General features: G+C 40.9%; 23 protein-coding genes and 1 riboswitch. Of the genes, 22 read left to right on the forward strand and 1 reads right to left on the reverse strand.

Annotation, left to right across the window (positions count from 1 at the left end; all coding sequences use genetic code 11):
• Window positions 1–2: 2 nt before the first annotated feature.
• The 18 genes from FLM54_RS04540 (at window position 3) to FLM54_RS04625 (ending at window position 18,449) form a co-directional block, all read left to right on the forward strand.
• Window positions 3–908 carry a FliM/FliN family flagellar motor switch protein gene (locus tag FLM54_RS04540; RefSeq protein WP_178955430.1) on the forward strand — a complete coding sequence of 302 codons (906 nt, stop codon included), beginning with the start codon at window positions 3–5 and terminating at the stop codon, window positions 906–908.
• A 3-nt stretch (window positions 909–911) separates the two neighbouring features.
• Window positions 912–1,244 (forward strand): FliM/FliN family flagellar motor switch protein, encoded by a 333-nt coding sequence (locus FLM54_RS04545; RefSeq protein WP_055011667.1) that lies wholly within the window; start codon window positions 912–914, stop codon window positions 1,242–1,244.
• 4 nt (window positions 1,245–1,248) lie between these two features.
• Window positions 1,249–2,001: a flagellar type III secretion system pore protein FliP gene (fliP, locus tag FLM54_RS04550; RefSeq protein WP_075170636.1), complete on the forward strand. Its 753-nt coding sequence runs from the start codon at window positions 1,249–1,251 to the stop codon at window positions 1,999–2,001.
• Window positions 1,998–2,267, forward strand: coding sequence for a flagellar biosynthetic protein FliQ (locus FLM54_RS04555; protein ID WP_138607580.1), 270 nt, complete (start codon window positions 1,998–2,000; stop codon window positions 2,265–2,267). Before fliP ends, FLM54_RS04555 begins: the two co-directional genes overlap by 4 nt.
• The gene (gene fliR / locus FLM54_RS04560; protein WP_055011669.1) at window positions 2,264–3,043 is read left to right on the forward strand and encodes a flagellar biosynthetic protein FliR; all 780 of its coding nucleotides are present in this window, start codon (window positions 2,264–2,266) and stop codon (window positions 3,041–3,043) included. Before FLM54_RS04555 ends, fliR begins: the two co-directional genes overlap by 4 nt.
• 4 nt (window positions 3,044–3,047) lie before the next feature.
• Complete coding sequence (flhB, locus tag FLM54_RS04565) at window positions 3,048–4,178, forward strand: flagellar biosynthesis protein FlhB (RefSeq protein ID WP_138607584.1); 1,131 nt, start codon at window positions 3,048–3,050, stop codon at window positions 4,176–4,178.
• A 16-nt stretch (window positions 4,179–4,194) separates the two neighbouring features.
• Window positions 4,195–6,270 carry a flagellar biosynthesis protein FlhA gene (flhA, locus tag FLM54_RS04570; RefSeq protein WP_010391191.1) on the forward strand — a complete coding sequence of 692 codons (2,076 nt, stop codon included), beginning with the start codon at window positions 4,195–4,197 and terminating at the stop codon, window positions 6,268–6,270.
• Window positions 6,271–6,410: 140 nt separating this feature from the next.
• Window positions 6,411–6,493, forward strand: a riboswitch (cyclic di-GMP riboswitch).
• 97 nt (window positions 6,494–6,590) lie between these two features.
• Window positions 6,591–7,463, forward strand: a complete 873-nt coding sequence (locus FLM54_RS04575) for an OmpA family protein (protein ID WP_178955432.1) — start codon at window positions 6,591–6,593, stop codon at window positions 7,461–7,463.
• 20 nt (window positions 7,464–7,483) lie between these two features.
• Window positions 7,484–8,797, forward strand: a complete 1,314-nt coding sequence (locus tag FLM54_RS04580) for a sigma-54-dependent transcriptional regulator (RefSeq protein ID WP_178955434.1) — start codon at window positions 7,484–7,486, stop codon at window positions 8,795–8,797.
• A gap of 17 nt (window positions 8,798–8,814) precedes the next feature.
• The gene (locus FLM54_RS04585) at window positions 8,815–9,138 is read left to right on the forward strand and encodes a flagellar hook-basal body complex protein FliE (protein ID WP_010391195.1); all 324 of its coding nucleotides are present in this window, start codon (window positions 8,815–8,817) and stop codon (window positions 9,136–9,138) included.
• An 8-nt stretch (window positions 9,139–9,146) separates the two neighbouring features.
• Window positions 9,147–10,874 carry a flagellar basal-body MS-ring/collar protein FliF gene (fliF, locus tag FLM54_RS04590; RefSeq protein WP_178955436.1) on the forward strand — a complete coding sequence of 576 codons (1,728 nt, stop codon included), beginning with the start codon at window positions 9,147–9,149 and terminating at the stop codon, window positions 10,872–10,874.
• The gene (locus FLM54_RS04595) at window positions 10,855–11,874 is read left to right on the forward strand and encodes a FliG C-terminal domain-containing protein (protein ID WP_010391197.1); all 1,020 of its coding nucleotides are present in this window, start codon (window positions 10,855–10,857) and stop codon (window positions 11,872–11,874) included. The genes fliF and FLM54_RS04595 overlap by 20 nt, the downstream gene beginning before the upstream one ends.
• Before the next feature lie 2 nt (window positions 11,875–11,876).
• Window positions 11,877–12,509, forward strand: a complete 633-nt coding sequence (locus FLM54_RS04600) for a FliH/SctL family protein (protein ID WP_178955438.1) — start codon at window positions 11,877–11,879, stop codon at window positions 12,507–12,509.
• Window positions 12,502–13,851: a FliI/YscN family ATPase gene (locus FLM54_RS04605; protein WP_178955440.1), complete on the forward strand. Its 1,350-nt coding sequence runs from the start codon at window positions 12,502–12,504 to the stop codon at window positions 13,849–13,851. The genes FLM54_RS04600 and FLM54_RS04605 overlap by 8 nt, the downstream gene beginning before the upstream one ends.
• Complete coding sequence (locus tag FLM54_RS04610) at window positions 13,844–14,260, forward strand: hypothetical protein (RefSeq protein ID WP_010391201.1); 417 nt, start codon at window positions 13,844–13,846, stop codon at window positions 14,258–14,260. Before FLM54_RS04605 ends, FLM54_RS04610 begins: the two co-directional genes overlap by 8 nt.
• 48 nt (window positions 14,261–14,308) lie before the next feature.
• On the forward strand, window positions 14,309–16,735 hold the full coding sequence (gene hrpB / locus FLM54_RS04615; RefSeq protein ID WP_178955442.1) for an ATP-dependent helicase HrpB: 2,427 nt from the start codon (window positions 14,309–14,311) through the stop codon (window positions 16,733–16,735).
• A gap of 219 nt (window positions 16,736–16,954) precedes the next feature.
• Window positions 16,955–17,506 (forward strand): heme NO-binding domain-containing protein, encoded by a 552-nt coding sequence (locus FLM54_RS04620; RefSeq protein WP_178955444.1) that lies wholly within the window; start codon window positions 16,955–16,957, stop codon window positions 17,504–17,506.
• A complete protein-coding gene (locus FLM54_RS04625) occupies window positions 17,499–18,449 on the forward strand; it encodes a sensor histidine kinase (RefSeq protein ID WP_178955446.1) in 951 nt (316 codons plus the stop codon). The genes FLM54_RS04620 and FLM54_RS04625 overlap by 8 nt, the downstream gene beginning before the upstream one ends.
• A gap of 76 nt (window positions 18,450–18,525) precedes the next feature.
• Here the strand turns inward: FLM54_RS04625 and FLM54_RS04630 are convergent, their stop codons facing one another.
• On the reverse strand, window positions 18,526–18,747 hold the full coding sequence (locus FLM54_RS04630; RefSeq protein ID WP_008108632.1) for a hypothetical protein: 222 nt from the start codon (window positions 18,745–18,747) through the stop codon (window positions 18,526–18,528).
• A 191-nt stretch (window positions 18,748–18,938) separates the two neighbouring features.
• Here FLM54_RS04630 and FLM54_RS04635 point away from each other — a divergent pair, with 191 nt between their 5' ends.
• The 4 genes from FLM54_RS04635 to FLM54_RS04650 all read left to right on the forward strand — a co-directional run bounded on the left by FLM54_RS04635 (window position 18,939) and on the right by FLM54_RS04650 (window position 21,575).
• Window positions 18,939–19,652: a DUF1499 domain-containing protein gene (locus FLM54_RS04635; RefSeq protein WP_178955448.1), complete on the forward strand. Its 714-nt coding sequence runs from the start codon at window positions 18,939–18,941 to the stop codon at window positions 19,650–19,652.
• A gap of 117 nt (window positions 19,653–19,769) precedes the next feature.
• Window positions 19,770–20,816: an NAD(P)-dependent alcohol dehydrogenase gene (locus FLM54_RS04640; protein ID WP_178955450.1), complete on the forward strand. Its 1,047-nt coding sequence runs from the start codon at window positions 19,770–19,772 to the stop codon at window positions 20,814–20,816.
• A gap of 142 nt (window positions 20,817–20,958) precedes the next feature.
• The gene (locus FLM54_RS04645; RefSeq protein ID WP_178955452.1) at window positions 20,959–21,381 is read left to right on the forward strand and encodes a hypothetical protein; all 423 of its coding nucleotides are present in this window, start codon (window positions 20,959–20,961) and stop codon (window positions 21,379–21,381) included.
• The gene (locus tag FLM54_RS04650) at window positions 21,378–21,575 is read left to right on the forward strand and encodes a helix-turn-helix transcriptional regulator (protein ID WP_008108814.1); all 198 of its coding nucleotides are present in this window, start codon (window positions 21,378–21,380) and stop codon (window positions 21,573–21,575) included. The genes FLM54_RS04645 and FLM54_RS04650 overlap by 4 nt, the downstream gene beginning before the upstream one ends.
• The last annotated feature ends 18 nt before the right edge of the window (window positions 21,576–21,593 follow it).

Below are 21,593 nucleotides of genomic sequence, written 5' to 3' on the forward strand. Positions count from 1 at the left end.
GTATGAGTAAAACGTTAAACGCTAAAACAAAGCTAATTAAAGCGAAAAATTCTGAGCATATTACTCCATTTGCACTCACGCTTGAGCAAAGAGCATATGAACAAGCACAACAAAAAGCAGCGCACATAAACGTTAATATTCGTAAAACTTTGGAGTTAGAGCTAGCCCAATTGTTTAACGACAGCCGTTTTGATGTCGAAATTTCGCCTTGTTCGCATTCGGTTATTAACAGTTGGTTTAAAGAATCCCCAAGGATATTTCTTGCCTGTCCTTTATTTGCGCCTACTCAAGGTGAGGCCTATTTAGCGCTTGATTATCAAAGTGCATATAAAACAGCGGATTTATGCTTAGGTGGGCAATTTAATAATGTTAACAGCACAGAGCAAGTCTCTGACGAGGTGAATAACGAATTAAGCTCAACAGAAAGCCGTATTTGTGGTCGTTTACTACAGCGCCAAGTGCAGGGCATTCAAGGCTTATTATTTAGAGAACGCTCAGCGTTATTAGGTGAGATACAAAAATCTCATACCTTACCTGAAGCATTACAATACTTAGCCTTTAAAGTGCGGTTTATATTAGAAAACCAAGTAATAAGTTGGTTTTTATGGCTGCCAATTAGCTTTTTTTGCGCAGCTGATAGCGAGCAAGATTTTGCAAATAGTAACACACTCAATACTGATATGTGGGCACAGTTTGCGGTGCAAGGTCAGATTGAAATGGCAAAGAAAAAAGTCACTTTAAAGCAATTAAAAGCTTGTGTGGCCGGCGGTGTATTACCCATTGAACTTAACGAAGCAGCGCTATTTAACCTAGGCCATAAACAAATATTTAAAGGCCAAGTCGTTGAGCAAGAGACTGGCTTAGCATTTCAAATTACACAATTATCAAATAATACAACGAGTAACTAAATTATGAACGAGAACCTTGATAGCGCCTTAGCGGGCTTAGAGCTTGATGCTTTTGATGGATTTGATGACAAATCTGCTGATAAAACTAATGAAGGGAATATGTCATTTTTTCAAGATGTTCCTTTACTCGTCACTCTTGAAGTAGCAAGTACTGAAATTACCTTAGGCGAGCTTAGTCAAGCCAAAGAAGGCGATGTGCTTAAGCTAGACAAAGTAGCTGGTGAAGCGCTTGATGTAAAAGTGAATGGGGTATTTTTTGCTAAAGCAGAAGTGGTAATGGTTGAAGGGCAGTATGGTTTGAAATTTGCTCAAACAGATACCGCAAAGGATCAGTAAACAAATGAATAAACGCGTAATTTTTAAAGTTAGCCTACTGTTAATCATGTTGTTTTTACCAAGCTGGCTAAATGCAGAAGAACTTACGCTGTTTTCTCTAAAAGATACGGCCGACGGACAAGACTACAGCGTTAAACTGCAAATACTCTTATTAATGACGGTATTGAGTTTATTGCCTGCGCTACTGATGGTTTTAACGTCGTTTACCAGAATCATCATTGTATTGGCGATTTTGCGCCAAGCTATGGGGTTACAACAAAGCCCGCCGAATAAAATTTTAATTGGCATCTCACTGATGCTCACTATGTTGATTATGCGACCAGTTTGGCAAGACATTTATCAAAACGCGTATACGCCTTTTCAGCAGCAAACCATAGGATTAGAGGAAGCTTTACTCACCGCAGAAAAGCCTTTGCGTGCTTTTATGCTCAGACAAACTCGCGAAAGTGAATTACGCCAAGTGTTATTAATAGCCAATGAGCCAACCACTCTCACCGCGCAAGAGATTCCGTTTGAAGTGTTAATGCCTGCGTTTGTATTAAGTGAGCTCACAACGGCCTTTCAAATTGGCTTTATGTTATTTATTCCTTTTTTAATCATTGATTTAGTTGTTAGTAGTGTGCTGATGTCTATGGGTATGATGATGCTATCACCGCTGATCATCAGCTTACCGTTTAAGCTCATGGTATTTGTACTTGCCGATGGCTGGTCAATGATAGCAGGTACGCTGGCAGCAACATTTGGAATGTCACCATGACCCCAGAAATGTCGGTAGAGCTTATTTCAAGCGCAGTTTACACCATCATAAAACTGATTTTAGTCTTAATTGTGCCGGGTTTAATACTTGGTATTGTGGTGGCTATTATTCAAGGTGCGACCTCTATTCAAGAGCAAACCCTAACGTTCTTACCGCGTATGTTATTAACCTTATTAATGGTGGTATTTGCGGGACATTGGATGCTACAAATTATGATTGATTGGTTTGATAAGCTCAAATTTATGTTACCTGGGGTATTTGGTTGAGCTCATTACTCTCTTTAACGTCTACTGATTTAGTTAGCTGGATGGGCACGCTTTGGTGGCCATTTGTACGTTTTTCTGCACTTTTATGGTCTATGCCGGTATTTGACAATCCGGCGGTAACGCCACGCTCTCGTATTTTAGTGTCTATGATGTTGGCTTTTTTAGTTGCTCCGCAGTTACCACTTGCACCTGCTATTGACTTGTTTTCTTTAGATGCCGCCATCTTAACCTTCGAACAAATTATTTTTGGGGTAATGATGGGGTTATCGCTGCGTATTTTGTTTGAAGTAATGGCAATGATAGGGCTGATCTTATCCATGCAGATGGGCTTATCAATGGCGCTTGTTATGGACCCCGGCAGTGGTAACCAAGTGGCATTATTGGGACAGTTATTTTGGATTATGTGTGCATTACTGTTTTTTGCCGCAGATGGTCACTTAATAACTTTGCAGGTTATGGTAGAGAGCTTTCATAGCTTTCCGATTGGTCGCAGTATTTATGAGTTTGATATTCAGGCGATTATTATGTTGTTTGCGTGGATGTTTTCCTCTGCATTATTGCTGTCGCTACCAGGGATAGTCGCCATGTTATTGGTTAACTTAACTTTTGGTGTAGCAAGTAGGGCGGCGCCGTCATTAAATATTTTTGTATTGGGTTTCCCTATGTCGCTATTGATGGGGTTTTTCTGCGTATTTATGACCTTAGAGTACACAGGAAGTGCGTTTTCAAGGCTAACGTATCATGTGCTAACAACCTTTGCACAAGCGATGAGGTAGCGGTATGTCTGAAAATAGCTCGCAAGAAAAAACAGAACAACCCACAGAGAAACGGCTAAAAAAAGCCAAAGAAGACGGCCAAGTCGCGCGCTCAAAAGAGCTCAATACCGCTATTTTATTAATGGTTAGTATTGCTGGGTTATTGTGGTTTGCCAATTTATTTTACAGCTTATTTGTAAACTTAATGAACAGTACTATGGTGCTGGATCACTCTATTATTAATAATAAAAAAATGATGCCCATCGCGTTGGGTGACGCCATTATGAATATGCTATCGACTCTCACGCCGTTTTTATTATTAAGCTTTTGCGCAATGTGGATCACTGGGTGTTTACCTGGTGGGTTTGTGTTTTCAAAAAAACTCGTGGCGCTAAAAATGAGCAAGCTCAACCCACTAACCGGGTTAGGCAAAATGTTTGGTAAACAGTCGTTAGTAGAGCTACTTAAATCAATACTAAAAATAACCTTACTGGCGATTTGCTTATATACCTTTTTAACTAAGCTGTGGATGCAGCTGATGGTATTACAAAACTTAGATATAAAAGTGGCGATAGGCCAAGGCATTGAGTTGTTATTTTTATCGTTAATGATCACGGTAACTTTACTACTTTTTATTGCAGTTATTGATGTGCCTTTTCAGCAAAAACAGATTGCTGATAAAATAAAAATGACCCACCAAGAAGTAAAAGAAGAGCGTAAATCTTCAGATGGTAGCCCTGAGATAAAAAATAAAATTCGGCAAATACAATATCAGCAATCGAATAGAAAAATTGAAGAGCGTGTTCCCACTGCTGATGTGATTGTCACTAATCCTACTCATTATGCTGTGGCAATAAAGTACAGTGAAGAAGCGGCTAAAGCCCCTTATGTTGTCGCTAAAGGCGTAGATGAAATGGCGCTGAGAATACGCGAAGTCGCCCGCATGAATAACAAAGAAATTATAGAGATCCCCGCATTAGCACGGGCTATTTACTTTTCGACTCGGGTCGACCAAGAAGTGCCCAACGGCTTATACAGTGCGGTTGCCTATGTACTGACCTATGTATTGCAATTAAAAGCATACAAGCAAGGGCGAGGACAAGCACCCGCCGCATTGCCTGAATTAACAATCCCTAAAAACTTACAGAAACCTTAGATGTTGGAGTTATAATTTGAACTGGCGCAGTTTTACTCAACCTTATACCGCTATTCCTATTTTGCTGTTAGCTGTTTTGTCGATGGTTATTTTGCCATTACCAGGATGGTTATTAGATGCATTATTTACCTTCAACATTGTATTGTCGGTGATTGTATTGTTGGTCGCTGTGTCTACTAAAAAGCCACTCGATTTTTCTGTATTTCCGACTATTTTGTTAGTCGCTACCTTGATGCGTTTAACCCTAAATATTGCCTCAACACGTGTGGTGTTACTGCATGGCCATGAAGGCTCAGATGTGGCAGGTCGCGTTATTCAGGCCTTTGGTGAAGTGGTTATAGGCGGTAACTACGTCGTTGGTATTGTGGTGTTTGTTATTTTAATGGTGATTAACTTTGTGGTTATTACCAAAGGCGGTGAGCGTATTTCTGAGGTGGCTGCACGCTTTACTCTAGATGCCATGCCCGGTAAACAAATGGCAATTGACGCCGATTTAAATGCCGGATTAATTGGCCCTGAGCAAGCAAAAGAGCGACGCAGTACTATAGCCCAAGAGGCCGATTTTTATGGCTCTATGGATGGCGCCTCTAAGTTTGTGCGCGGTGATGCCATTGCCGGTTTAATTATATTAGTGATCAACCTGTTGGGCGGTGTATCAATAGGTGCTTTCCAACATGGTTTAAGTTTAGCCGAAGCGTTCCAACGTTTTGCGCTGTTAACTATAGGTGATGGCTTAGTTGCGCAAATTCCTTCGTTATTACTCGCGGTTGCTGCGGCAATTATTGTTACGCGTATGAACGATGAAGGCGATGTAAGTGAAGCAGTAGGTAAGCAGTTACTTGCCTCTCCGCGTGTTATTTTTACTGCTGCATTAATTATGGTTACGCTTGGTATTGTGCCAGGTATGCCCACTGTCGCCTTTTTAGGGTTTGCCGCGCCATTATTTTATGTTGCTTGGCGATTACAACGCTCTCTCCCCGATAACTCTTTAATTGAAGCCGAACAAATGACCGACACCATTTTAAGTGAGCAACAGGCTAACTTAGAATGGGGAGATATTTCTCATGTTGATAAGTTGTCGGTTGAGCTTGGCTTTCGTTTGGTTTATTTGGCCGATAAAGACAAAGGGGAAGAGCTGGTAAAAACCTTAAGAGGTGTGCGTAAAAATCTTTCTGAGCAACTTGGATTTTTATTACCGGAGATCAGAATAAAAGATAACCTAAAATTAAATCCACAAGAATACAAAGTAAACTTAGCCGGTGTGCCTGTTGCAAGTGCTAATGTAAACGCCAAAGAGTTACTCGCGTTAAATACCGGTGATGTATACGGCAGCTTAGATGGTGAATTAACCACTGATCCTGCTTATGGGCTTGAGGCCGTTTGGATAAAAGATGACAGCAAAACCCAAGCATTAAATATGGGTTACTCTGTGGTTGATTTAGGCACCATTATTGCTACTCATACCGGCAAAGTGATCAAAGAACATTTAGATGAGTTATTTAGTTATGAAGACGTACAAAAGCTAAATGAACGGCTAAAAGAAATCTCACCTAGCTTAGCCGAAACCTTCGAAAAAGCATTACCGACTAATTTACAGCTAAAAGTGATTCGTTTACTACTAAAAGAACACATAAGTATTAAAGACATAGTCACTATTGCCGGCACATTAATAGACAGCGTAGAGGTAACTAAAGATCCAATTTTGCTGGTTTCAGACGTACGCTGTGCACTGCAAAAAGTATTGGTAAAACAGGTGATGGGTAATCGTGATGAACTCAGTGCTTACAGCCTAGATGAAAAGCTAGAAAGCACTTTACAAAGCTCACTTGATCAAGCCATGCAGGCGGGCAAAGTAGTACTAGATAGTTTTGCGGTAGATCCTAATTTACTGGGGCAATTTCAACGCACCATGCCGATGATAGTCGAAGACATGAAATCAAGAGGTGTAACACCAACATTAATTGTGGTTCCACAGCTAAGACCGCTGCTGGCACGTTATGCTAAAACTTTTACTAAAGGCAGCTTAGTCGTTCTTTCTTATAATGAAATTCCAGATACTATCCGCGTAGATATACTCGGTTCGTTAGGATAAATAGTTGTAAATGTAGTGTAAAATGAATTGACTATGAATTTTATAGAGTAATGTTTGCATTTAGTGATATTTAGCTATAGTCTACTGTTTTTATTGTACATAATTACTAGTTTTTATGTTGGTTTAAAATAATGCATAAGTAAATTAAACGGCAAACTATGCGAAAGCATAGGACGCAAAGCTCCCAGTCTAAGGCAATCGCTACGATCGTGGGGTTACATTAACTTAGTGATATTCATTAATACTGTGTTTGTATTTGTTGTATTTCGCTATTGATTTAAAAAACTTAATTGTTCTATTTAACTTTATACGGAATATACATGAATAGATTAACTCAGCTTATTAAATTTGCATTGCCCTGTGTTGTGTTTGTGTTGCCGCAGGGGCACGCATCAGAGCAAAATCTGGTGCAAAGCTACGAAAACTCCACCTGGTCAGTCAGTAGCAACCCGTTTGCTTGCTCTCTCAAGCAGCGCTTTGATAATTATGCGCTACTTGAAGTGAAATCAGTACCTGCACAACAGCAACAACTTGTATTTACTTGGCTTTTACAAGATAAACCGATAAAAAGTTTGCATGTTCTCTCTCGTAAAGCCGATTGGCAGCCAGCAAATACAGTTCTCACGCCGTTAAACTTTATGTCTAAAGATATTAAAGACAATGAAATACAATTTTCTGCAGATATGACCCCATTACTTCGCGTTATTAAGCAGGGCGGTTGGTTAGACAGCATTATAAACTTTGGTGATGAACAACTTCGCCTTACCTTTACTAATACCCATAGCGATAAAATAGTTGCAGATTATCAGCAGTGTTTAGCTAGTTTATCTCCGCTTTCTTGGGAGCAAGCACGCGACCATCAATTACAGTTTGCTAGTGGGCAGCGCACAGTAACAACGGCTAAAGATCTTAAATTTTTAAAAGATTTAGTGCGTTACATCTCTTTAGACAGCCGTGTAAGTAAAGTACTGGTTGATGGCCACACGGATAATACGGGCTCGCCGCTATCAAATCGGCTGCTTTCAAAAGAAAGAGCAGATGACGTTGCTGCCAGACTCATTGAATTTGGTTTACCAAAAGACATGTTAGAAGTAAGAGCGCATGGTCAACGTTATCCCATTATAAAAAATTCAGAGCAGGGCGCATCGTCTAATCGCCGTGTTTTAGTTCGTCTTTTCCGACACTCAAGTTAATTGCACCGCAAAGGAATAATATGAGTCAAAGATACCTTTTATGGATCAGTGAACAACAGCCAACGTCTGAAATTCAGCAGGTTGTATTTGCCGAAAACTTTAAGTTTCTGCATACAAACTCCATCAGCGATGCGGTTAGTCACTGCCTTACCAGTAAGCCAGAGCTTGTGTTTGTTGATGCAGATACTCAACAGCTCGAACTGGTTGAATTAGTAAAATTACTGCGTAAGACATGCCCCACTTCGCAAATTGTGACGTTAGTCGATTCTTCACAAAGTGAAATTGCTTCAAAAACAATTAATGCCGGTGGCGCAGTTGATTATTTATTAAAACCTTTCTTTGCAGAACAGCTTAAAAAAACAATCAGAAACACTGATTCAATGAAGCATGGGTTTGAAGATTTAATCGCTGCTTCAACTAAGTCACAGCAAGTACTTCGTTTGGCTAATCGCGCAGCTCAAACCGCCGCAGGGGTGTTGATCACCGGCGAATCGGGAACAGGTAAAGAGAAGTTAGCGCACTTTATTCATAAAGCTTCAGAGCGTAGAGATAAGCCATTTATTGCGGTTAACTGTGCCGCTATTCCTGAAAATATGCTTGAAGCCATGTTATTTGGTTTTAATAAAGGCGCGTTTACCGGCGCGGTGAATGCTCAGCCAGGTAAATTTGAGCTGGCCAATGGCGGTACTATTTTACTTGATGAAATTACTGAGCTGCCATTGGAACTTCAAGCTAAATTACTGCGCGTATTACAAGAGCGAGAAGTTGAAAGACTCGGCAGTCATCAAAAAATAAGTTTAGACATTCGCATTATTGCCGCCTCTAACCGCGTATTGCGTGAACAAGTTGAGCAAGGCGCTTTTCGTGAAGACTTATTTTATCGATTAGATGTATTACCGCTTAGTTGGCCTGCACTTCGGGATCGTATTGATGACATCATCCCATTGGCACATCACTTTATAAAAAAATACGGCAGCTCTGAATTCCACATTAGCAAGCAAGCCGAAGATGTGATGCTTTGTTACAACTGGCCGGGCAATGTACGAGAAATTGAAAACGTAATCCAACGAGCTTTAGTGATGGCCAGAGGCGTTGAAATTCAGGTTGAAGATTTAAATTTACCAGCATGCTCACCAGTGGCAGTCGATTTCTGTGCTTCTCAGTTAAAAGAGAATAAAAAGCAGGCGGAGTTTGATTATATATACAGTTTATTGAGTCGATTTAAAGGGCATCGCACCCAAACTGCACAGGCGCTTGGCGTAACTACCCGAGCATTAAGATACAAAATTGCCGCTATGCGTGAATGCGGTATTGATATTGATGCAATTGCATAATTTGAAGGAAAAAAAGAATGTCGCCAATTGAAAGTCAACAAATGATGCTGGGCAAAATGATGGACATGCAAAAAATTGCAGGTCCAGAGAGTATAGAGCCGGCTGCTATCAGTAATCAAAATGTAAATATTAGTGAAGATTTTAAGCATGTTATTCGCTCTATCAACGCCCAACAAAATATTGCCGGTGAGATGGTTAAAGCCGTTGATACTGGTGAAAGTGAAGATGTGGTAGGCGCAATGATCGCTAGTCAAAAAGCGGGGCTTAGTTTTTCTATGCTGATGGAAATGCGCAATAAAGTGCTCAATGGCATTGATGATGTCATGCGCATGTCACTGTAGAGGCTGATATGAAAGGAGAATTAGCAAAAGTACCTGAGCAAAATGAGAGTAACCTAAAAGAAAGAGTGGTTAATCTCTCAAACAAATTAAACTTCGGCAACTCAGGTGACAGAAGTGTTGCAACTATTGCATTGTTAGCCACCTTAGTGGCGGCGACCATAGTCCTTATTTTATGGACCTCGGCTAAAAACTACGTACCGCTTTACGGTAATCAAGAAAGCTATGATAAAGCCAATATTTTAGAAATTTTAGATAAAGAACAAATCACGTTCCGCATTGATACCGACAGCGGTAATATTTTAGTGCCACAAGAAAAACTGGCTGATGCGCGAATCACGCTTGCGGCTAGAGGAATAAAAGCCTCTATGCCTGAGGGTATTGAGAATATTAGCGACAAAGTGTCTATGGGCACTAGTCAATTTATCGAATCTATGCAATACCAGCATGCCTTAGAAGGTGAGTTGGCACGCACCATTATTAACATGCAAGGCATACGTAATGCGCGCGTGCACTTGGCAGTCCCCAAGCGTAGCTTGTTTGTTGGTCGTACAGAGCAAAAAACCGCAGCGTCTGTGATGGTTGATTTAGCGCCAGGGCATGAGCTTAAACCAGAGCAAGTGGAAGCCATTATTGCACTGATTATTGGCAGTGTGCCTGGGCTTGATTCTCGTTCTGTGTCGGTGGTGGATCAGCGTGGTAAATTACTCAGCGGCGACTTATTTGATACCACCCCAGTAGGCAAAGAAACCGATAAAAAGCTCGCCTTTATTGAAAAAGTTGAGCGCAATATAGAGCAACGCGCCTCTATAATGTTGTTGCCAATTTTGGGTGAAGGTAATTTTAGAATTCAGGTTTCCAGTGATGTTGATTTTAGCGTGGTAGAAGAAACACGTGAAATGGTTGATCCACAAAATGTATTAACCCAAGAGTTTATTAAATCAGATAGCACCTTAGATCAACTGGCGGCGGGCATTCCTGGCTCTTTAGCTAATGAGCCACCTGTGCCTAATGAACAAGCTGAAGATGAAAACAACGAGCGTACTTCACAACGAAGTGAGAGTAAGCGACAGTTTGAAAATGGTCGCTCAGTGACTCACACCCAATTTGAAGTAGGCCGTATTAAAAACATGAGCTTATCAGTACTTATTAATGAGCAAGTAGCTGGAACAGCTGATGGCTGGAGCGAAGCAAAGCTCGCTTCATTAGGTGAAATGGTAAAAAAAGCCACGGGGTTTAACGACGCACGCGGCGACCAATTTAACATCACTAGCTTTGCCTTTGTAGAGCAAAAGATTTTAGCACCGGGTGAAGGCCTTGAGTGGTGGCAAATGCCCGAGCTTAAAGAGTATGCTCGTTATATTGTGGGTACTTTAATTAGTTTATTACTGATTTTATTTGGTGTGCGTCCTTTAGTTAATCACTTGATAAAAGGTAAAAGTAGCGAAGCAAACAACGCCATGGCAACCGCTGATAATGAAGTTAAATCAGCCTCTGCAACAGAAAGACAAAGCAGTCCGCTTGATGACGCCATTAATGCTAAATCGCAAATAGAAAACTTAACCGCCAAAGAAGGCGAAAGCGAACATCAAAATATGTCGTTACCGCAAATAGGCAATGACTTTGAAGAACAAATAGCGCACATGCAGTTACTTGCTAATAAAGAAACCGAGCGTGTCACGTCGGTAATAAAATATTGGGTAGAACAAGGAGTTGAAATTGAATCAAGAAAAGCTTGATAAAGGCTCACAATTACCGGCGTTAGATCGCGCCGCTATTTTATTGCTAAGCATGGGCGAAGAAAATGCCGCCAGTGTTATTCGTAAATTAGGCCGCCGTGAAGTACAGGCTATTTCTGAGCGCATGGCTAAAATTTCAAATGTTACTCAACAGGATGTTGCAGGCACCTTGAGTGAATTTTTTGATTGTTACCGCAATGAAAGTGGTGTCAATGGCGCGTCGCGTGTGTATTTAGAGCGAGCACTTGATAAAGCCGTCGGCCGTAAGCTTGCCAAAACTATGCTTGATGATATTTATGGTGGTGCAATGAATGACGATTTACGTCGTTTAGAGTGGATCCCGCCAGAGCTTATAGTACGCTTTTTAGATCAGGAACATGTGCAAATGCAGGCGCTGTTTTTGGCCTTTTTACCCCCAGAGCAAGCCTCAGCCATTATTGTACTGTTTCCAGAATCGAAGCATGATGATTTACTGTACCGTATTGCCAGCCTTCGTGAAGTGAGCGAACACGTTATTGATGATGTGCGTTTAACGCTTGAATCGTGTATTGAATTTGTTGGCCGCCAAGTAGGTGCACAAGTGAATGGTGTCGATAAAGCGGTAGAAATTATGAATCGTTACAACGGTAATAAGAGCCAAATTATCGAACTCATGAAAAAACATAACACTAACGTAGCTGATGAAATACAAGAGAAAATGTACGACTTTGATGGCTTAATTAAGCAAACAGACGAGACACTAACCTTGTTGCTTAATGACATTCCAGATGAGTTATGGACGATGTCGTTAAAGGGTGTAAACAGTGAGTTTTTAGCGCGTGTTTTAGGTGCATTACCTAAACGTTTAGCGCAGGTGTACCAACAACAAATTGATGGTTTAAGCGCGCAACCACTGAGCAAAGTGATTGCCGCCAGAAAAGAAATTATGTCGATAGTAAGAGACATGAGCAAACAAGGTGATATTGAATATCGCTTATTTGAAGAAGAGACCGCAGGCTAACTATGAGTCAAGCATTTAGGTTTCCCACTTTAAATAAAAATGAGCAACATCAAACGCTGCAAGAGCGTTTAGATGCTGCTCAGCGTGTTGGTTTACAGCAGGGCTTTGAAAAAGGTCTTGCGCAGGGGGCAACCGATAAGCAAAGTGAGTTAGAGCAACAAATGGAGCAACAAATAGAGCTACGGGTTGCTGAACGTCTTGAAGCGCAAAAAACACAGCTTATTGAACGTTTTAACACTTTATTTGATAAAGCTAATAATGAGCTACTTAACTTTAATGATGAGTTTAAACAAGACCTTGCCTTAATGATAAGTACCTTGGCTGAGCACGTTATTGACTGCGAGCTAAAAGTACGCCCCGAAATACGCGCGCAGCTTATTGAAAAAGCCATTAACTTGCTTAGCAATCGCGATGTAGTAACAAAAATTATGTTCTCAGGGGCTGATCGTCACTTTTTCGATGATGCACGTTTAGCTGAGTTTTCGGTGCCGACTTACTTTGATGAGGCTCTGATCAGTGGAGACGTTGAACTGGTGGCAGAGCAACAAACACATCGATTTTCTTTTTCAGAGCGATTACAAAGCCTTTTGGATGAAGTGATACCTGAAATTTTAAAAGCGCAACCGCATGACTAACCCACTTCATACTTGCTTAAAGTCTGCGCTGAAAGCGCTAACCCCGCCTGAATTAGTTAAAAGTTATGGCCGCTTAACGCGAGTAAATGGTTTAACGCTTACCGCTACCGGTGGGCAATTTGCTATGGGTGAAAAATACCAAGTAGAAAGTGTTGATGGTCACTGGTATGACGCTGAAGTCGTAGGCTTTAATCAAGATGAAGCCTATTTAATGCCCCTGAAAAAAATACAAAATTTATATTCAGGTGGACGCGTTAGGCCAGTTATAAAAAACACTCATGTGGCTATTTCTGAAAAGTTATTAGGGCGTGTGCTCGATGCGCAAATGCAGCCGATTGATAACTTAGGCCCACTTGAACAAGACAGCACAAAAAACGCCAGTAAATTGGGTAACGATTATTCTTTAACGCCGCTGGAGCGCAAAGGCGTTATCGAGCCGTTAGATGTGGGTATTCGCGCCATTAATAGCTTATTTAGTGTGGGAAAAGGCCAGCGTTTAGGGCTATTTGCAGGTTCGGGTGTAGGTAAAAGTAAGTTGCTTGGCATGATGACCCGCTTTACCTCTGCCGATGTGGTTATTGTAAGCCTTGTCGGTGAGCGTGGTTGGGAGGTAAAAGATTTTATTGAGCAAAGCCTTGGTAAAGAAGGCTTAAAAAAAGCCATTGTAATAGCATCGCCAGCAGACGATTCTCCCTTATTGCGTATTAAAGCGGCCGAGCTTAGCCATAAATTGGCGGCCTATTTTAGAGATAAAAATTCAAATGTATTGCTGTTGATGGACTCATTAACCCGTTATGCGCAAGCACAGCGAGAAATTGGTTTATCGGTAGGTGAGCTGCCTGCATCCAAAGGATACCCGCCATCGGTATTTAGTAAATTGACTCAACTGGTCGAGAGTTCGGGTAATAGTGAAAAAAGCAAAGGCAGCATGACCGCCATTTATACAGTATTAGCTGAAGGCGATGATCAACAAGATCCAATAGCCGATAACGCCCGAGCAATTCTTGATGGCCATATAGTATTGGATCGCACCTTAGCAGAAAAGGGGCACTATCCGGCCATTAATATTGGTTCATCGATTAGCCGAGTAATGCCAAATATAGTAAGTGATGAGCAGCTAAGCTTTTGTTATAAATTGAAAAAGCTTTATAGCCGCTATATGCAAGTGCATGAGCTTATTCCTTTAGGGGCGTATCAAGCAGGTAAAGATCCGGAACTCGATAGTGCGGTAAATTTGTACCCACAAATCGAATCATTTCTATGCCAAGGGTTGAACGAACAAGTGGATTTTTCACAGTCAATAACTCAATTAAATGCAGTGATGGGTAAACTGAATGCTTAATAAATTTTTAGGATTACAACAACAAAAATTAGATAAAATGCTGGCCGAGCAAACTCAGTTGCAACAAAGAAGTAACCTAGAGCAGCAACGCTTATCGCAGCTTCAGCAGCACATAAACAGTATGGATAAAAACCAGCAAATGAGCTCGGCGCTGAGCTTACAAAATTTATCAGGGATGAAGCGTATTTTGTCTGGCTTATCGACGCAGCAACAAGCGCGTATTGATGATTCACAGCAAGATGAATTACGTCAGCAGCAAGCTTGTTTTAAGCAAATGAGCTTCACCAAAGGCATAGAAGGGATTGTGAGTAATAGGCATCGTGCTGATCAAAATAAAGCGCAGCAGCAAGAGGCTAAAACGTTAGACGAAATGATCAGCCAAGCACATAGTCGTACTCTGCATAAATAACTACTAATTTTTGCTACAATGGCGGCAAAGTAATTTAGGGTAAATAGCGTGCTGCCGGTTCAAGAAATATATACTTCACTCATTGATGCTTTAAAAGCCAACCCAATCACCTTACTGCAAGCGCCGCCTGGTGCTGGTAAATCAACATGGTTGCCATTACAGCTTATGCGCGATGGGCATTATAAGCACATCGTCATGTTAGAGCCGCGGCGCTTGGCAGCAAGAAATATTGCTAACTATTTAGCGCACTGCCAAAACGAAACGCTAGGGCAAAGTGTCGGTTTACGGGTGCGAGGTGAAAGTAAAGTCAGCACACAAACTCGCCTTGAAATAGTTACCGAAGGCATGCTTACGCGCATGTTACAAAATGATCCTGAGCTTAGTGATGTTGATTTACTTATTTTTGATGAGTTTCATGAGCGTTCCATCGCAGCAGATACCGCACTGGCTTTTGCTTTAGAATCGCAAGCGGCACTGCGTGAAGATTTAACCATTATGTTGATGTCGGCCACCCTTGATAGCGAACGCTACACTGGGTTTTTTAATTGCCCAGTAATTCAATCAAACGGGCGAAGTTACCCCATTGACGAAATATATTGCCCAATAAAAGATGAAAGCCGCTGGCTTGATGCTATTCCACCAATAATAAAACAAGCACTCAATGAGCAAACAGGCAGTGCGCTGGTATTTTTACCTGGCCAGCGTGAAATACTGCGAGTGCAGCAAGCGTTGATCGACTTGCCCAGTAATTGTATTGTTGCCACATTATTTGGCGAACAAGATAAAGCCAATCAACAAGCAGCAATTGCACCAGCGCCTCAAGGGATGAGAAAAGTAGTATTAACGACCAATGTTGCCGAAACAAGTTTAACCATTGAAGGTATTAGAATTGTTGTTGATAGCGGCAAGCGCCGTGCAGCCAGCTTTAATTTAAAAACCGGTGTCACTGAGCTCACTACGCAAAGTATATCGCGTTCATCGGCAGTACAACGCGCAGGGCGTGCAGGACGAATAGAACCAGGGGTTGTGTATCGGTTAGGTTCCAAACAAACTTTTGAAAGACGAAACAGCCACGATAACCCTGATATTCTTACCTCAGATATTAGCCAACTGATGCTTGAGGCGAAGCAGTGGGGCGCAAGTATTAGTGAACTCACCTTACTTGACCCGCCGAGTGAGCAACAATGCAGCCAAGCTACTAATTTATTATCTATGCTTGAAGCCATAGATAGTAACGGTAAGCTCACCACGCTGGGTAGTAAAATGTTGGGCTTTGGTGCCGATATTCGCTTAGCGCATATGTTATTAAAAGCGCAAATGTTAGAACCACAGTTAAGTGGGATTTATCGCTTAGCTATTTATTTAGTGGCCTTACTAGAAAGCCGAGTTAGCACTGCCAATGAGCTCAACCTAGCACTGCATAGTCAACAACAACGACCACATCCGGTGTTTAAGCAGCAATTAAATTATTGGTTAAAACGCTTAAAATTTACCGACAGTCGTACAGATTTAAACACTGAACATTTAAGCTTATTAGTGTCGCTTGCCTATCCAGATCGGATTGCTAAAAAACGCGGCAATGGCTACTTATTAGCAAATGGTGCAGGGGCTGAACTAAACCCTGATTATTGGCATAAAGACGAATATATAGCTATTGCCAGTATGGGCGGGCATAAAGGCGGGCGAGTTTTTGCAGCCACGGCGCTAAATCCATTAGCACTTAAAGAGTATTTACCGCATTTATTCACTGAGTTGACTCGCTGCGAGTTTGATGAAAAAGCCGCTCGGTTTATTCATCAAGATGAAGTAAAACTTGGGGAAATTACCCTTAGTAGCCAACCAAGTAAACATAAGCTTGATAAAACAGAGCGGGCCAAGGCATGGCTTAGTTTGTTTGCCAAACAGGGCTTTTCACTGTTTAACGAGCAAAAAGAAAGTGAGCAACTACTTATTAGAATGTGCCTAGCCAGCAAATTGATGCCAGAACAGTTTCCTATTATTAATCAGCAGCAGCTCATTGAAACAGCAGGTGATTGGTTAGGGGTATACCTTGAAGATATTAAAACCCTTGAGCAACTTAAAAAGTTTAATTATTTTGAGGCACTACAAAACAGTTTTAATTGGCAACAGCAAAGCGAGCTAAAATCTTTACTCCCACTGCGACTAACAGTACCAAGTGGCTCTAACATAAAAATTGAATACCAACTTGATGGCCCCGCCAAGCTCAGTGTGCGCATGCAAGAAGTATATGGTTTAACCAGTACACCTATGTTAGCTAACGGTAAATTAGCATTGCTAATGGAGTTGTTGTCTCCAGGCAAGCGTTCACTACAGTTAACCCAAGACTTAGCACATTTTTGGGATAGTAGTTACCGCGAGGTACAAAAAGAGATGAAAGGGCGCTACCCCAAGCACTTTTGGCCAGACGACCCTGCCAATAGCGTTGCCACCAATAGAGTAAAAAGCAGAATGTGATCACGCTTCCTTAATGTCGCTTAATGTTAAACGTTGACCATACAAATAACGAACATTTTTGGGCGTTTTACAAGCACTAAACTATTATTACTTTAATGCTGATATTTTACTGGGTAAGACTTATTACCCTAGTGTACATATGAGCCGTAAGGTAGCGAGCGTTTGTAACTAATTGAAGATGCAGCTAACAATCTAAAAGTGATAATAGAGGGAACATGCATGAAAGGCGTTATCTTTAGAGGGCTTGAGGCACTGGTTATTGAAAAATGTGGCATGGCAGCATGGGACGACTTACTTGAAAAAAATGCACCGGAGGGTCGTGTTTATATTTCTGCAGAAAGTTATCCAGATGAAGAAATAGTTGGTTTAGCACAAGATGTAGCAACTGCACTTTCTATGTCTATGCCAGAGGTATTAAAGGCCTTTGGAGAGTATTTATTTTCTCACTTAAAGGCACGTCATCCAAGCATTGTTGCTAACTTTAATTGCTTTGCTGATCTCATTATTGGTATTGATAAAGTAATTCATGTTGAAGTCGCTAAGCTTTATCATGAGCCTAATTTACCTGAAATTGACGCCCAAATTATTGAAGACGGGCTTATTTTAATGCGTTACAACTCTAAGCGGCAGCTTTGTATGTGCGCCGAAGGGCTTATTTTTGGTGCTGCGTCTCATTATGGAGTTGATGTTAAACTTAACCATGCTCAGTGTATGCATGATGGGTTTGATTCGTGTTTAATTGAAATAAAATATGAGACTCCCCATGGCTGAAGACGACTACAATTATAAAAAAGCGTATTTGCGCGAAAAATCAGCTAGAGATCAATTAGAAACCCTACTAGAAGACAAAACACGGGCATTGTTTATTGTTAATCAAGAGCTGGAAGAAAAGCTCGAAACGGTCAAAAACCAACAAATAACCTTAATGCAAAGTGAAAAAATGGCTACGCTAGGGACACTCTCTGCTGGCATGGCCCACGAAATAAATAACCCGCTTGCTTACATAACCAGTAATGTAGAAAGTATAAAATTTATAAAGCCCGTGTTGGTTTCGCTAATGACGGCGGCTCAACAATTTGTAAATAAATCGATTTCAGTATCGCAGTTAGAGTCTATTTTAGTTCAGCTCAATCAAGAGAACGATTTAAGCTTTATTGTGGATGATATTGATGACTTAGTTAATGATACCCAAGAGGGTTTAGAGCGTATCGCTCATATTGTTAGTAACCTTGTCGACTTTGCAAGCCTAAAAGACAACGTAACTGCAATGGCAGATATTACAGAATCATTAAATGGCACGCTAAAGCTACTCGAAAACCAGCTGGGAACGTGTGCTATAGAGTTACACATTGAAAAGTTACCTCTAACACAGTGTAATATATCATCTATGAAACAAGTTTTTGTAAACTTATTAATTAATGCCAAACACGCCTGCGACGACTTGCGCGATCAGCAAGGGAAAATAATAGTTAAGCTGTTTGCCGATAAAAACAATATTTACATAGAGGTGGCAGATAACGGCTGTGGAATGGACGCTGATACACTTAAACAAATGTTCGATCCTTTCTTTACCACTAAACCCGTAGGCCAAGGCACTGGTATGGGAATGGCTATGGTTTATAACATACTCAAAGAGCACAATGGCACTATAGAGGTTGAAAGTGAAGTGGGTAAGGGGTCTTTAATACGTTGTGTAATAGCTATTACTACATAACTTTGTAAGCTTAAAGTTTACAATATAGGCATGGCTACAATGTGTGTTGTGGCTATTGAGCGTAGGTATAAGTATCTTAACTCGACACTTCTTGTCCGCCGTGTTGCTCGGCTAAATCATCAAGTTCGGCAACGGTATAATCAAATCCGCTTTCATCATATTCGTAGCTTACTTTAACGCTGTCGCCGCCATTAAAAAGACGTGTTTTTACGTCATTGACTGGCCAATCTTTTAATTCGTGTAAAAAGCGGTTGGCTACTTGTGATGACTCAAACCGGTAACTAATCTCTGTTTTCATAAATAATAATACCCTGATAATTTTACCCCCGTAGTTTGTTGATTTTTACCAAGGAGTCAAGTTATCTACTTTAAAAGGGCAATAAATTATGACTTTATAGATACTTATCGGTCATAGTAATCTAAATTGGAGTGTTAACAGTATAAAGCTGTTTAAAAAACAATAACCATATAACAATAACGGAGTAGGCAATGAAACATTTAGTGACCTTAGTTGGGCTTATCGCTTTTTTAATGGTGGTACTACCGGGACCCCTTTATAAATTTAATATCGTTGAACTAGGCACTGCTTTTGCCGGTTTTAGATTAGGTGTTTATGTCGGTGGAGCAGCATTAGCCTTATTATTAGTTCAAGTGCTATTTATGCGTAAAACAGTGAGCTTAGCCAGTTCAGTGATCACTGTTATTTTTGCAGCAGTTGCTATTGCAATGCCGCTTAACATGATGAATACAGCAAAAAGTGTTCCGCCAATTCATGATATTTCTACCGATTTAATTAACCCTCCTGAGTTTGTTGCGGTTGTGCCTTTGCGTGCTGATGCACCTAATCCTGTTGCATACGCGGGAGAAGAAACGGCAGCGCAACAACGAAAAGCATACCCAGAACTAAAATCGCTCGAGTACAACCAAACGCAACTAGAATTAGTGGCAGCTACAACAAAAGCCATGGAAAACCTTGGTTGGGAACTGGTTAATAGCGATGTTAATAATGGCATTGTTGAAGCAACAGACACCACAACCTGGTTTGGCTTTAAAGATGATGTTGTCGTGCGTATTAACGACAAAGGCAGTAAGCGTGTGTTAGACATACGCAGTAAATCTCGCATTGGTAAAAGCGATTTAGGCAAAAATGCCCAGCGTATTAAAACCTTGATTGACGAGTTAAACGCCGTTGTGGTGCAGTAATTGATAAAAATAGCCCAGCATTATGCTGGGTTTTTTGCAGTTGCTACGTCAGTTCATGTTCAGAGCTGATAATGCATACTGTGTGAGTTATAAATTTTAATAAACTATGGAGTTATTATGAAAACAGTCGGATATGCAGCAAAAAGCCAAGGTTCTGAACTTACAGAGTTTTCTTTTGAGCGCCGCGATTTACGAAATAACGATGTAGCAATAGAGATTTTATATTGTGGTGTCTGTCATTCAGACTTACATGCAGTGCGAAACGATTGGGGTGGCAGTAACTACCCATTAGTACCAGGGCACGAAATTGTTGGTAAAGTAATTTCGGTTGGTAGCGATGTTACTAAATATCAGCAAGGCGATACCGTTGCTGTAGGCTGTATGGTTGACTCGTGTCAAAGCTGCGACCAATGTCATAATCACGAAGAGCAATTTTGTCGTGAAGGCATGGTTGGCACTTACAGTGGCAAAGACAGAATAAATGGTGAAATGACTCAAGGTGGCTACTCTAAGCATGTAGTGGTGCGTGAAGAATTTGTGCTTTCAGTACCTAAAAATTTAGAGCTATCTCGCGTTGCGCCTTTATTGTGTGCTGGCATTACTACTTACTCACCGCTGCATAAATGGGGTGTTAAAAAAGGCAGCCGTGTTGCAGTTGTCGGCCTTGGAGGGCTTGGCCATATGGCGGTTAAAAATGCCGTGGCAATGGGTGCAACGGTTACGGTTATTGGCCGCACTGAATCTAAAAAAGAAGATGCTATTGAGCTAGGTGCACAGCACTATTTAGTGTCGAACAACGATGATGAAATGAAAGATGCGCAATCAGCGTTTGATGTGATCATTGATACTATACCGGTAAAGCACGACCTATCACTGTATACACCGCTACTTGATATTGACGGCACGTTAGTGATTGTTGGCCAAGTAGGCCCTGTTGATGAGCTAAACACAGTGCCATTGTTAATGGGTCGTCGTCGAGTGGCAGGATCCTTAATTGGTGGCATTGCAGAAACACAGCAAATGCTCGATTTTTGTGGTGAGCACAATGTATTACCTGAGTGTGAAATGATCAATATAGATGAAATTAACACCGCTTATGAGCGCATGGAACGCTCAGATGTGCGCTACCGTTTTGTTATTGATATGGCGTCGATTGACGTTTAATGATCATATAAATTAACCTTAAAAAGAGCCGCATAGCGGCTTTTTTTCGTTCTTAATAAATAATGGTCTGAGACTCTATAATTTATGTAAAAACAGCGGCGATAAAATTGAATTTAAAGTATAGCTTAATTAGTTTTTAGTAATGAAAACAGAATTAAATTTAAAACAACGCCAAATTAAAAATACTAGCTACTTGGTTAAATGTACCTTGATTTGGTTACTCACCTTAGCGTTATGTAGCTTTGGCCCGACATTAATTTGGGATCGCGCCGAGATAATTAGCGGCTTTTTTATAGTTGTAAATGTAATAGCCGGCATTGTAATGATTTTGGCTAACAAACGTTACTTACAGGGGATGGATGAGCTGATGCAAAAAATACATCTCAGTGCCATGGGGTTTACCCTAGGTGCAATATTGGTAGGTGGGCTTGCGTACACTAATTTGCAATTGAGTGGCTTAATTGATTTTAAAGCACAAATATCCGATTTAATGTTTTTAATGGGGGCAGTGTATTTAATTAGCGTGTATGTGCTTAATAAACACTATTGCGCAGGTGATGAATGAAAAATCGATTAAAAGTATTAAGAGCCGAGCATAACTACACCCAAGCAAGGTTGGCCGAGCTGCTAGATGTTTCTCGCCAAACTATTAATGCGATTGAAAAAGGTAAGTTTGATCCCAGCTTGCCACTGGCCTTTAAGGCAGCAAGGTTGTTTGAGTTAAAAATAGAAGATATTTTTGACGACGAACAGGGTTAAAAATTAACAAAGTGCGAC

Origin of the sequence: Pseudoalteromonas sp. Scap25, from assembly GCF_013394125.1 — a bacterium.
Classification (GTDB): domain Bacteria; phylum Pseudomonadota; class Gammaproteobacteria; order Enterobacterales; family Alteromonadaceae; genus Pseudoalteromonas.